The organism is Anaerostipes butyraticus, assembly GCF_016586355.1.
GTDB lineage: Bacteria > Bacillota > Clostridia > Lachnospirales > Lachnospiraceae > Anaerostipes > Anaerostipes butyraticus.
This window is the reverse complement of sequence record NZ_BLYI01000014.1, coordinates 1-12,796: the sequence shown is the minus strand read 5'-3', so window position 1 is coordinate 12,796 and position 12,796 is coordinate 1. Positions and strand designations below refer to the sequence as shown.

Genomic DNA, 12,796 nt, shown 5'->3' with positions numbered 1-12,796 from the left:
TTTATGTTGTCAGAAATGACAGCGGGAATAGAAGGAAAATGTGCCGGCAGGACAACAGGGGCAGAGATTGATATATTATAGAACGTGATCAGTGGGAAGGATTTGAAACAATGATATAGTTTGTCGGCATATTTTTTATAAACAGAAAAACAAGCCAGCAGGGAGATTTTTTCTCATGAAGAATGTCAGGATCATCTTGACATTCTTTTTTTTCTAAACTATAGTATTCCTAGATAGGAACACGAGGTGATGGAATGGACAATGTAGAGAGGCTGATGGAATTCGGTCTGACCAGGCATGAAGCCAGCCTTTATGTTCTGCTGGTGCTGGAAGGCAGCTTGAACGGCTACGAAGCAGCTAAGCAAAGCGGCATATCCAGATCCAATGCGTATAGCGCGCTGGCCGGACTGGTGGAGAAGGGAGCGGCCTATATGCAGGAAGAAGATACGATAAGATATACTCCGGTTCCTGTGGAAGAGTTTTGCAGCAGCAAGATCCGTCATATGGAAAAGAAGAAGAAAGAGCTGATGGAGCAGCTGCCGGCCAAGAGGAAGAATGAGGGCGGATATCTTACCATCAAAGGGGAAGAACATATTTGTGATAAGATCATTGAGATGCTGACCCATGCCAGAGAACGGGCATATGTTTCCATATACAATGAAAGGCTGGAAACGTTTCGGGAATACTTAGAGCAGATGGCCGCTCAGGGAAAGAAGGTAGTGATCATTACCAATGAACCATTTGATCTTCCGGGAGCGACAGTGTATCTGACGGAATGCAGGAAGGAGCAGATTCGTCTGATCACAGACTCCAATGATGTTCTGACCGGAGAGATTACCAACCGGTATGAGGCCACATGCCTGTATTCAAGCAACAGTAATCTCGTCGAGGTATTTAAAGATGCCCTGGCGAATGAAATACAACTATTAAATATGAAGAAAGGAATTAAGTAACATGGCAAAGGTACCATTTGTAACGAAGGAACAATTAGATGAGATTGTAAAGAAATATCCGACACCGTTTCATCTGTACGATGAAAAAGGAATCCGTGAGACTGCAAGAGGATTATACAAAGCATTTTCATGGAACAAAGGATTTAAAGAATATTTTGCAGTAAAGGCAACCCCAAACCCGACGATTCTTAAGATTTTAAAAGAAGAGGGATGCGGAACAGACTGCTCTTCCAAGACAGAGCTGATGATGTCTGAAAGATGTGGATTTTCCGGAGATGAGATCATGTTCTCTTCCAATGACACACCGGCAGAAGAATTTATTATGGCAAAAGAGCTGGGAGCTACGATCAATCTGGATGATATTACACATATTGAATTTTTGAAAGAAACCGCAGGGATTCCGGAGAAGATTTCCTGTCGTTATAATCCGGGCGGAGTGTTTGCTCTTGGAACAGATATCATGGATAACCCAGGTGACGCCAAATATGGAATGACAACAGAGCAGATTTTTGAAGCCTTTAAAATTCTGAAGGAGCTTGGTGTAAAAGAATTTGGAATCCATGCATTCCTGGCAAGCAACACAGTAACCAATGAGTACTATCCTACACTGGCAAAACAGCTGTTTGAACTGGCTGTTGAATTGAAAGAAAAGACAGGAGTTCATATCGGATTTATCAACCTGTCCGGAGGAATTGGAGTTCCTTATCTTCCAGATCAGGAAGGAAATGACATTGCAGTGATCGGAGAAGGCGTTCACAAAGTCTTTGATGAAGTCTTAGTTCCGGCAGGAATGGGTGATGTCAGCATTTATACAGAGCTGGGACGCTACATGCTGGCTCCAAATGGACATCTTGTAACAAAAGCAATCCATGAAAAACATACCTATAAAGAGTACATTGGTGTAGATGCCTGCGCAGTGAACTTAATGCGTCCTGCAATGTACGGAGCATATCATCATATCACCGTGATGGGAAAAGAAAATGAGCCGGCAGATCATGTATATGATGTTACAGGATCTCTGTGTGAGAACAATGATAAATTCGCCATTGACCGTAAGCTTCCGAAGATTGATATGGGAGACCTGCTTGTAATCCACGATACAGGAGCTCATGGATTCGCAATGGGATATAACTATAATGGAAAACTGAAATCTGCCGAGATTCTTCTGAAAGAAGACGGAACCACAGAGATGATCCGCCGTGCAGAGACACCGGAAGATTATTTCGCTACATTAAGAGGATTTAATTTCTAACAGGAGGATAAGCAAATGCTGGAAGTATGTTGCGGAAGTTTTGAAGATGCTCTGATTGTTCACGAATGCGGCGGCAAAAGAATCGAATTGAACAGCGCCCTGCCTCTGGGCGGGCTGACGCCGTCTCTTGGAAGCCTGATCCTGGTAAAACAGTACACGGATCTGGAAGTGGTATCTATGGTGCGGGCCAGAGAGGCAGGATTCTGCTACCGTCCGTATCAGTATGAACAGATGCTGGAAGATCTGAAACTTCTTCTGGCATACGGAACCGATGGAGCAGTTTTTGGATTTCTGACGGAAGACAGAGAAATTGATGAGCAGCGGACAAAAGAATTTGTCCAGATTATTCATGATGAAGGTGCAAAGGCAGTCTTTCACCGGGCATTTGATTGTGTAAAGGATCCATATCAGGCAATGGAAACGCTGATCGATCTTGGTGTGGACCGGGTGCTGACCAGCGGAATGGAAAAGACCGCGGAAGAAGGACTTCCGCTGCTTCGGGAACTCCAGAGCCGGTATGGAGGAAGAATTGAGATTCTGCCGGGATCCGGGATTAACGAGGAAAACGCTGTGCGCATCATGCAGGAAGCCGGCGTCAGCCAGGTGCACAGTTCCTGCAAAGGAATTTCAGAAGATCCAACGACAGCGGGAGAGAAGGTATCTTTTGCTGCTGATGGAGGAGAGAATCTGTCTTATGGACATGTCTCTCCGGAAAAAGTAGAAGCGATGCTGAAAGTGTGCTTATAAATTTTAAAGAGGGATCAGAGAGGATAATTAGTTTTAATGTCCTCCAGAAACTGATCCAGTGTATATTGTTTTAAATGATTTTTATAAAGAAGTTCTGCATTTTTAAAAATGTTCAGGACTTCTTTTTCTCTTTTTTGAGCCAGCGGCGGGTTATGATAAAAAACTTTTTCTACCAGCCCGGTGGCATTGACAAATGGCTCGTCCCCCTCAATGGCATTAAAAATATCCAAAAGAGATATTTTTTTTGGCGTACGGTTCATCGTAAATCCACCTTTTTTCCCAAAATTAGACTGAATCAGTCCTGCCAGAACCAGACGGCGGGTAATTTTTTTTAAATAGGAATCGGATACTCCCAGGCGGCGGCTTAAATGTTCACTGGTAATACACTGATCAGCCGGCGCATGTGCAATGATCAGGAGAATGCAGATTCCCTGTTCCAGGCTCTTTTTGCTTTTCATTTTATTTCTCCATTTCTGTTCAATTTAAGTATATTATACGTTAGATGTTTCATAGGATTCAATATGAGAGCAGTAAAAATTTCCGAAAGAAAACAAAAGATATCATTGACATTTGAGAAAAAAAGTTTATAATGACTTTAATCGTGGATATTCAATATCTATGAATACAAAATGTGGATATTTATTATCCATAAATAAGAAGAAAGAAGGGAAACTTTTATGCTGAAACGGGAATGGCAGAAAATTATGAAAAACAAATGGATGATCGTGATTCTGCTGGCCATTATTACGATTCCGGCAGTTTATACATCTATTTTTCTTGGATCTATGTGGGATCCTTATGGGGATGTGGATGAGCTGCCCGTAGCTGTGGTGAACCATGATCAGAAAACGAACTATCAAGGAAAGGAACTGGCAGTGGGAGATGCTCTGGCAGATAATTTAAAAAAATCAGGTTCTTTGGATTTCCATTTTGTCAGCGATAAGAAAGCAGAAGATGGATTGAAAGATGGGACCTATTATATGATCATTTCCATTCCAAAAGATTTTTCGAAAAATGCGGCAACGCTGATGGATGAGAATCCAAAACAGATGAAACTGATATATAAGACCAATCCTGGAACCAATTATATTGCTTCCAAAATGGATGAAAGTGCTATGGCAAAGATTGAGAAGTCTGTGTCAGAACAAGTAACAGAAACTTATGCACAGACAATCTTCGCCCAAATCAAAAAAGCCGGCAGCGGAATGGCTCAGGCGGCAGATGGAGCCAAACAGATAAAAGACGGCACCCAGGCTCTGAGTGACGGAAACACAGAAATTGAGAAGAATCTGGAAAAATTATCGTCCAGTTCTCTGGTATTTCAAAATGGAGCGGAGACTCTGAAAGTTGGATTAAAGCAGTATACGAACGGTACAGAGGCGGCAGCGTCAGGAGCGGCGCAGCTGGAATCCGGTGCTGTCAGCCTGAAGGATGGGGCTGCTTCTCTGCAAAAGGGTGCAGGACAGCTCCAGGATGGTTCTAAATCTCTGGCTTCTGGAATTTCTCAGTATACTGCAGGAGTTAGTCAGGCGGCTGCAGGAACCGGAACGATCGCTGCAGGAAGCGGTCAGCTAAACCAGGGAGTTCAGGCTCTTTCTTCCGGCACAAAGGAGCTTAAAACGGCAGCAAGTCAGGTTTTAAACGGAGCGCAGGAAATGTCATCTCAGATTGATAAGACTATGCCGTCACAGTCACAGATTGATCAGCTGACTAAGGGAATGGAACAGCTAAACCAGGGAATCCAGGCATTGAACCAGGCGGTTTCACAGGCAGACTCCGCAGGTAAAAGTACATCTGAAAGCGGTCAGAATGAAAAGACAGCACAGCAGGCGGCTTCGGCCAAAACAGATACTGCACAGCTTCAGGAGAAAATCCGTCAGTTAAAACAATCTTCTGTTTTTGAAAGCCTTTCGGAAGAGGAGCAGAATCAGCTGATGGAAGAAATTGGAGAGGTCGAGACAGCAGCAGGTGATGTGAAAAATGATGTGGATGCAGTTTATGCTTCCGCAAAGGATACAGAAGATGACAATTTAAAAAATACATCTTCTGACGAGATGATCGCACAGCTGAAGCAGCAGACAGCAGCACTGGCGAAGTCTTCTGCTCAGCTGCTTCCTCAGAGTGAAACCGCTGTCAGTCAGATGTACTCTGGATTGGAGAAAATCCAGAATGGTCTTGACCGGAACGGAACAACGGCTTCTGATATGGGTCTGATTCAGGGCCTTGAGACTATGGAAAAGGGAATTGAAAGTCTCCAGAATGGCATTGATGGAACCAATGGACTGAAAAATGGCGTGAAAACATATATCTCTGGTGTTTCACAGGTAAATACAGGTCTGGGGACACTGCAGAGCCGTTCTGGTGCTTTAAACAGTGGAGCCACACAGCTGAATCAGGGAATTTCCCGTGTCAGCGGAAACCTGCCGATTTTTATTTCCGGTATGAATCAGATGTATCAGGGAACAAATTCTCTGGGAAGCGGTCTGCAGACTCTTATATCCAATAATCAGACGCTGAACAGCGGTGCTGCCCAGTTATCGTCCGGAGCCGGACAGATCAGCAGCGGAGCCGGCCAGCTGGCGTCAGGTTCCCAGACACTTGGAACAGGGATTACGAAACTTGCGGATGGAAGCAAAACACTCAGTGACAGTCTAAAAGACGGGGCAGATCAGATCAATCATACAAAGACCAGTGAAAAAACGAATGAGATGATGGCGGCGCCGGTTAAAACTGAGAATGTTGAATATTCTCATGTTCAAAACAATGGTCATGCCATGGCACCGTATATGATGTCTGTAGGACTTTTTGTGGCTTGTATCGCTTTTACTGTCATGTATCCTTTAATGGAAAAAAATGAAGAGGTAAAAAATGGTTTTCAGTGGTGGCTTAGCAAAGCCGGAGTGATGGCAGTCATCTCTGTTTTACAGGCGGTCGTTATGGTAGGCGTATTAATGGGAGTCAATGGAATGCGGCCGGATTATGTGGGAAAAACCTTTGGAATGGCAATTCTTGCATCTATGGCATTTATGGCGATGATCTGTTTCTTTGAAATGTTCATTAATCGGATTGGAAGTTATTTGGTGCTGGTATTTATGGTGCTCCAGCTGGGAGCAGCGGCAGGAACCTATCCGCTGGACATGGCGCCAAAATTCTATAAAATCCTTCATAACTTTATGCCGTTTACCTACACAGTTCATGCATTCCGGCATACGCTTTCCATGGATGGAGCAATCGGACAGGATGTGGCTGTGTTTGCAGGAATTTTGATTGTGTTTACGGCTTTAACAATTCTTCTCTATCGGTTCCGCATGAAGAAAAGGATCGGTGGAACTTTGGAGACCGCATAGTAAAAGTGATATCGCAGGAAAAGAAAAAGACCCGGAAATTTTTTGAATTTCCGGGTCTTGCTGTTATTAAATCAACTCAAAATGCTTTAGAGCATTCATGATACCATCTTCATCAATATCCGTGGTAACATAGTCTGCAATCGCTTTTAGTTCATTACAGGCGTTGCCCATGGCAATACCGTGTCCGGCAGCTTTGATCATTTCGGCATCATTATTGCTGTCTCCAAAGGCATAGCAGTTGGCTGCTGAAGTGTGATAATACTGTGCAGCATTCAAAAGTCCGGTTCCCTTGCTGTGACCTTTTAAAAGAATCTCATACTGATCATCGGTTATGCGGATATAATCAAGCACATCATTTAACCGATCCAGTTCTTTCAGAAATCCTGGCATATCACTGCCTTCTCCGCTGAAAACAATGATCTTTTCGCAGGTATCCGCATGATCCCAGGAAAATTCATGCGGCATATCCGGCGCCAGGTCAAAGGCCTGGATCATAAAACCATAATGAGGATGGAAGTTTACATCATGGTTTCGAAAATAGGAACATTTCTCTCCTTCCAGAGTTCCAAAAATATGGTGGCGGACGCAGGCGTCCATCACGGCTTTCTGCACATCTTTCGGAACCGTCTTGTGATAGATCAGTTTGTCTTCGATTAAAATATATACACCATTGGAACAAATCATTCCGTCAAAACCAATGTCAAGGATTTCCTGTTCAAAATATGCCAGAGGACGGCCGGTATTTACAAAGATCTTATGGCCGTTTCTTTGGGCTTCCTGAAGCGCTGCCCGGGCAGAATCCGGTACATGACGGGTCCGTTTGCTGTACAGGGTGTCATCCACATCAACAAAAATTAATTTTACACTCATATCAACTTTCCTTTGTATATCAGATGGAAATTACTCTTCTACAGTAACACTCTTCATAACCTGAGGTGTCAGAGGTTTGTCAGAATAATCCGTTGGTGTTTCTGCAATCTTATTCACAACATCCATTCCCTCAATGATCTTTCCAAAAGCAGCATACTGTCCGTCAAGATGCGGAGAAGTTTTGTGCATGATAAAGAACTGAGATCCGGCGGAGTCAGGCATCATAGAACGAGCCATAGATAAAACCCCGGCTGTGTGTTTTAAATGATTTGGAACGCCGTTTCCTGTAAATTCCCCTTTGATTGTGTGACCTGGGCCGCCGGTTCCGTCACCGTTCGGGCACCCGCCCTGGATCATAAAGCCTTCGATCACACGATGGAATGTAAGTCCGTCATAAAAACCGTCCTTTACAAGATTTACGAAATTTTCTACTGTAATCGGGGCGATATCCGGATATAATTCCGCCTTCATTACATCGCCGTTTTCCATTGTAATCGTAACGATTGGATTTGCCATGATATTCTTTCCTTTCTTTTACAAATTTATTGTCTGCCGGGCAGATTCCGGCCATGATTTGATTATAATCGAAAGTCCGGGAAAAGTACAGGCGGAGGCTTTGGAAAAGAAAATAACCCCTTTTTATTTGTGGTGTTCTTGCATAGAAGGAAAACTTCTGTTTCATATAAATAAAATTACAAATGTATTAAAAATATGAACAAAATTTAATAAAAAGGGTGTTTTTTTTACAAAATACTAGTATAATGGCAATAAACGAATTTTGTCGAAAACTGGAGGAGTAGAATGAACGACCTATATTTAGATTTTAATAAGAAGCCCGGACATGGAAGGAAAGGCTGGAAGAGAAATCACAGGAGAGGATCAAAGAAACCGCTGATCATTGGATTGATCATCCTTATCATAATTGCCGCTGCGGCAGCTGTCGGCATTCATTTTTTCCGGCAGTACAGAGCGCAGAAAGCAGAAGAAGCAAGACAGCGGGCGCTGGAAAAGCAGATTGTGGATGTGACATTTCCGGAAGGCTACTCAGTTGATATGATGGCCAAACATCTGGAAGATGAAAATATTTTCAAAGCGGATGATTTTATAGCTGCTGTGAAGGACACCAGTAAGTATACCAACAGCTGGATTAAGGATCTTCCGAAAAAAGATGGTGTGAAGTATCAGCTGGAAGGATTCCTGTATCCGGATACCTATGAGATTTATCGAAATGCGGATCCGGAGGATCTGGTGCAGAAGATGCTGGATAATTTCGAACAGAAATATCAGGCTCTGGCTAAGAATTATAAAGGAAAACGTTCCATGTATGATATCGTAACCATTGCGTCTATCGTAGAACGAGAGGCCGCAGTTGCCAGCGAAAGACCAACTATAGCTGGGGTAATTGAAAATCGCTTGGCAAAGAAGATGCGCCTGCAGATGTGTCCGACGGTGCTTTATGTGACTACAGATGGAATGTATGATGCAAATAAGGTATACTATAAGGATCTGAAAGTAAAATCACCATATAATACTTACAGAAACAGCGGACTTCCGGTGGGAGCAATCTGTAATCCGGGCAATGAGTCTCTGAGCGCTGCGATGAATCCGCAGAAGAATGATTATCTTTACTATCATACAGATGGAAATAAGAAGACGCACATATTTACAAAAACTTATCAGGAACACCAGGACACAAGAATCATAACAGACGATAAGTCCTGATAATTCTTTGGTTTCCAGGGATTGTTATTTTTATAACGTACGAAAAAAAATACCTAAAAATATGAAAAACACCTTTAAAAAGTTGTGCAAATATTGTAAAATAAAAGCTGTATACAGTAATTAGTGTATACAGCTTTGTTTATGTTTTATGCAACTTGTGTAGTTGTTATAATATTTTCTGCGGAAATATGCGAGGTATCGAAGCAGAGATTAACCAATGTGTGATAAACGTCATACGAGATTTTTTAGGAGGAAGAGAAACATGGCAAGAAAAATGAAAACCATGGATGGTAACACAGCCGCTGCTCACGTATCCTATGCGTTTACAGAAACAGCTGCGATCTATCCGATTACACCATCCTCACCAATGGCAGAAGTTACTGACCAGTGGGCAACACAGGGTAAGAAGAATATCTTCGGACATCCTGTAAAATTAGTTGAAATGCAGTCTGAAGCAGGAGCTGCCGGAACAGTTCACGGTGCTTTAGCAGCTGGTGCATTAACAACTACTTACACAGCATCTCAGGGTCTGCTGCTTATGATCCCTAACATGTACAAGATTGCTGGTGAAATGATGCCTTGTGTATTTGATGTATCTGCTCGTGCGCTTGCATCTCATGCACTGAACATCTTCGGAGATCATTCCGACGTTTACGCTTGTCGTCAGACAGGTTTCGCAATGCTTTGCAGTTCCAGCGTTCAGGAAGTTATGGACTTAGGAGCAGTTGCTCATTTATCAACAATCAAAGGAAGAGTTCCAGTACTTCATTTCTTTGATGGTTTCAGAACTTCTCATGAAATCCAGAAGATTGAAATGTGGGATAATGAAGATCTTGCAGATATGGTTGATTTCGACGCTGTTGAGAAATTCAGAGCAGAAGCATTAAATCCAGAACATCCGGTTCTCCGTGGTTCCGCACAGAACCCAGATATCTTCTTCCAGGCAAGAGAAGCTTGTAACTCAGCTTACAACGCATTCCCGGCAATCGTTGAAGATTACATGAACCAGGTAAACGCTAAGATCGGTACAGACTACAAACTGTTTAACTACTATGGTGCTGAAGATGCAGAAAGCATCATCATCGCTATGGGATCTGTTTGTGAAACAATTGACGAAACAATCGATTACTTAATGAAACAGGGCAAGAAAGTCGGTGTTGTTAAAGTTCGTCTTTACAGACCATTCGTTGCTGAAAAATTAGTAGAAGCAATCCCTGAAACTGCAAAAGTGATCAACGTATTAGACAGATCCAAAGAGCCTGGTGCAAGAGAGCCATTATACCTTGATGTTGTTAACGCATTAAGAGGAACAAAATTCGAAAGCTGCACAATCAACGGAGGACGTTACGGATTAGGTTCCAACGATACAACTCCAGCAGATATCATTGCAACATTTGATAATGTTGACAAGAACGAATTTACAATCGGTATCGTGGATGATGTTACAAATCTGTCTCTTGAAAGAGGAGAAGCTCCTGTAACAGCTCCAGACAGCATCGTATCCTGCAAATTCTGGGGGCTTGGAGCCGATGGTACAGTTGGTGCCAACAAGAACTCTATCAAGATCATTGGTGACCACACAGACAAATACGCTCAGGCATACTTTGATTATGATTCTAAGAAATCCGGTGGTGTTACAATGTCCCACTTACGTTTCGGAGATGACCCGATCAAATCTACATACCTGATCAACAAGGCTGACTTTGTTGCATGCCACTGTGCACCATATGTAACAAAATACAACATGGTTCAGGATTTGAAAGACGGCGGAACATTCCTGCTTAACTGCAGCTGGTCTCCGGAAGAAGTTGGCGATCACCTGCCAGGACAGGTAAAAGCTTACCTTGCAAAACACAACATCAAATTCTACATCATTGATGGTATTAAGATCGGTAAAGAAATCGGACTTGGCGGACGTATCAATACAGTCCTTCAGTCAGCATTCTTCAAATTATCAGGAATCATCCCTGAGGAAGATGCAATCAAATATATGAAAGATGCGGCAACAGCTTCTTACAGCAAGAAGGGTGATCACATCGTTAAGATGAACCATGAAGCTATCGATGCTGGTGCAAAAGCAATCGTAGAAGTGCCAGTTCCAGCAGAATGGGCTGACTGTGAAGAAGAAAGCTTATTCGTTGAAGCTAAAGAAGGCGATAAGAAACTGGTTGACTACATCAACAACATCCAGAATCCGGTTAACGGACAGGTTGGTAACTCACTGAAAGTCAGCGACCTTCTTCCATATGCAGACGGACATATGCCTCTTGGAGCATCTGCATTTGAAAAACGTGGAGTTGCAGTAGACGTTCCTTCTTGGAATCCAGATAACTGTATCCAGTGTAACTTCTGTTCATATGTATGTCCTCATGCAACAATTCGTCCGGTTGTAATGACAGAAGAAGAAGCAGCAGCAGCTCCTGCAGCTGCAAAGACAGCTGATATGACAGGAATGCCTGGCTACAAATTCGCTATGACAGTTACAGTTCTTGACTGTCTTGGATGTGGATCTTGTGTCAATGTATGTCCTGGAAAGAAAGGCGAGAAAGCGCTTTCTATGCAGTCATTAGACAGCCAGAGAGATCAGCAGGAAGTATTCGACTATGGTCAGAAATTACCTGCAAAAGAAGACGTTCTTGCTAAATTCAAAGCTGAATCTGTTAAAGGAAGCCAGTTCAGACAGCCATTACTTGAGTTCTCAGGAGCATGTGCTGGTTGTGGTGAAACACCATATGCTAAACTGATCACTCAGTTATTCGGTGAAAGAATGTACATCGCTAACGCAACAGGATGTTCTTCTATCTGGGGTGGATCTGCACCTGCTACACCATACACAACAAACGCAAAAGGACAGGGACCAGCCTGGGCTAACTCACTGTTCGAAGACAATGCTGAGTTTGGTTTAGGTATGTTCACAGGACAGAACACATTAAGAGAACAGACAAAAGAAAAAGTTGCTGCATTAGCAGATTCTGCAGATAATGAAGATGTAAAAGCAGCAGCAGCTGAATATCTTGATACATACGCAGATGGAAGCAAGAACGGAGCAGCTACAGAAAAATTAGTTGCAGCTCTTGAAGCATGCGGATGTGATGAAGCAAAAGAAATCCTTAAGATGAAAGATTACCTGTCTAAGAAATCACAGTGGATCTTCGGTGGTGACGGATGGGCATACGACATCGGTTACGGCGGACTTGACCACGTATTAGCATCTGGAGAAGATGTAAACGTATTCGTATTCGATACAGAAGTTTACTCTAACACAGGTGGACAGGCATCTAAAGCTACTAACCTTGGAGCAATCGCTCAGTTCCAGGCAGCTGGTAAGGGAACTAAGAAGAAAGACCTTGCAGCAATGGCAATGAGCTATGGTTATGTATATGTAGCACAGGTTGCTATGGGTGCTGATTACAACCAGACTGTAAAAGCAATCGCTGAAGCAGAAGCATATCCAGGACCATCACTGATCATCGGATACGCTCCATGTATCAACCACGGAATCAAGGGCGGAATGAAGATCGCTCAGACAGAAGAGAAGAAAGCAGTAACATCTGGATACTGGAACCTCTTCAGATTCAATCCATCACTCGCAGAAGAAGGAAAGAATCCATTCCACTTAGATTCTAAAGCACCTACAACAGACTACGAAGAGTTCATGATGGGAGAAGTTCGTTACAACGCTCTGTCTCGTCAGAACCCAGAAAGAGCTAAAGAGCTGTTCGCAGAGTCTAAAGCAAACGCAGAAGCTAAATACGAACGCTTGAAAGAAATGTCTGATAAATAGTCACGCTGGCAATGAGCCGTGCAGACGCAAATAAAAGAACCCTGCCGAGCATTTATGTTCGGTCAGGGTCCTTTTCATTTGTGTCTATAGGGCGAAGCCCGTGCGCGAGGGAATCGAAGAT

9 protein-coding genes are annotated in these 12,796 nt (G+C 43.1%); 6 read left to right on the top strand and 3 right to left on the bottom strand.

Annotated features, from left to right (window positions below):
- Window positions 1-254 precede the first annotated feature (254 nt).
- Genes JMF81_RS03440 through JMF81_RS03430 form a run of 3 tightly spaced genes read left to right on the top strand, consistent with a single transcriptional unit; the run spans window position 255 to window position 2,952 of the window.
- Window positions 255-953 (top strand): TrmB family transcriptional regulator, encoded by a 699-nt coding sequence (locus tag JMF81_RS03440; protein WP_201310078.1) that lies wholly within the window; start codon window positions 255-257, stop codon window positions 951-953.
- Between the two features lies 1 nt (window position 954).
- Window positions 955-2,205 (top strand): diaminopimelate decarboxylase, encoded by a 1,251-nt coding sequence (locus JMF81_RS03435; RefSeq protein WP_201310077.1) that lies wholly within the window; start codon window positions 955-957, stop codon window positions 2,203-2,205.
- 15 nt (window positions 2,206-2,220) lie between these two features.
- Entirely contained in the window at window positions 2,221-2,952 is a 732-nt protein-coding gene (locus JMF81_RS03430; RefSeq protein WP_201310076.1) for a copper homeostasis protein CutC, read from the top strand.
- A gap of 14 nt (window positions 2,953-2,966) precedes the next feature.
- Here the strand turns inward: JMF81_RS03430 and JMF81_RS03425 are convergent, their stop codons facing one another.
- The gene (locus JMF81_RS03425) at window positions 2,967-3,410 is read right to left on the bottom strand and encodes an RrF2 family transcriptional regulator (protein WP_201310075.1); all 444 of its coding nucleotides are present in this window, start codon (window positions 3,408-3,410) and stop codon (window positions 2,967-2,969) included.
- A gap of 219 nt (window positions 3,411-3,629) precedes the next feature.
- Between JMF81_RS03425 and JMF81_RS03420 the strand changes: the two genes are divergently transcribed.
- Window positions 3,630-6,299 (top strand): YhgE/Pip domain-containing protein, encoded by a 2,670-nt coding sequence (locus tag JMF81_RS03420; protein WP_201310074.1) that lies wholly within the window; start codon window positions 3,630-3,632, stop codon window positions 6,297-6,299.
- A gap of 66 nt (window positions 6,300-6,365) precedes the next feature.
- Here JMF81_RS03420 and JMF81_RS03415 read toward each other — a convergent pair whose 3' ends face one another.
- Window positions 6,366-7,169 (bottom strand): Cof-type HAD-IIB family hydrolase, encoded by an 804-nt coding sequence (locus JMF81_RS03415; RefSeq protein WP_201310073.1) that lies wholly within the window; start codon window positions 7,167-7,169, stop codon window positions 6,366-6,368.
- 30 nt (window positions 7,170-7,199) lie between these two features.
- Window positions 7,200-7,685, bottom strand: coding sequence for a peptidylprolyl isomerase (locus JMF81_RS03410; protein ID WP_201310072.1), 486 nt, complete (start codon window positions 7,683-7,685; stop codon window positions 7,200-7,202).
- 285 nt (window positions 7,686-7,970) lie between these two features.
- Between JMF81_RS03410 and mltG the strand changes: the two genes are divergently transcribed.
- Both mltG and nifJ read left to right on the top strand, forming a co-directional pair.
- Window positions 7,971-8,891, top strand: coding sequence for an endolytic transglycosylase MltG (gene mltG / locus JMF81_RS03405; RefSeq protein WP_201310071.1), 921 nt, complete (start codon window positions 7,971-7,973; stop codon window positions 8,889-8,891).
- Window positions 8,892-9,153: 262 nt separating this feature from the next.
- Window positions 9,154-12,675: a pyruvate:ferredoxin (flavodoxin) oxidoreductase gene (nifJ, locus tag JMF81_RS03400; protein ID WP_201310070.1), complete on the top strand. Its 3,522-nt coding sequence runs from the start codon at window positions 9,154-9,156 to the stop codon at window positions 12,673-12,675.
- Window positions 12,676-12,796: the final 121 nt, after the last annotated feature.

Excerpts from the sequence above, each read along its gene's own strand:
- JMF81_RS03440 (WP_201310078.1), top strand. The coding sequence starts at position 255 with ATGGACAATGTAGAGAGGCTGATGGAATTCGGTCTGACCAGGCATGAA.
- JMF81_RS03435 (WP_201310077.1), top strand. The coding sequence starts at position 955 with ATGGCAAAGGTACCATTTGTAACGAAGGAACAATTAGATGAGATTGTA.
- JMF81_RS03430 (WP_201310076.1), top strand. The coding sequence starts at position 2,221 with ATGCTGGAAGTATGTTGCGGAAGTTTTGAAGATGCTCTGATTGTTCAC.
- JMF81_RS03425 (WP_201310075.1), bottom strand. The coding sequence starts at position 3,410 with ATGAAAAGCAAAAAGAGCCTGGAACAGGGAATCTGCATTCTCCTGATC.
- JMF81_RS03420 (WP_201310074.1), top strand. The coding sequence starts at position 3,630 with ATGCTGAAACGGGAATGGCAGAAAATTATGAAAAACAAATGGATGATC.
- JMF81_RS03415 (WP_201310073.1), bottom strand. The coding sequence starts at position 7,169 with ATGAGTGTAAAATTAATTTTTGTTGATGTGGATGACACCCTGTACAGC.
- JMF81_RS03410 (WP_201310072.1), bottom strand. The coding sequence starts at position 7,685 with ATGGCAAATCCAATCGTTACGATTACAATGGAAAACGGCGATGTAATG.
- mltG (WP_201310071.1), top strand. The coding sequence starts at position 7,971 with ATGAACGACCTATATTTAGATTTTAATAAGAAGCCCGGACATGGAAGG.
- nifJ (WP_201310070.1), top strand. The coding sequence starts at position 9,154 with ATGGCAAGAAAAATGAAAACCATGGATGGTAACACAGCCGCTGCTCAC.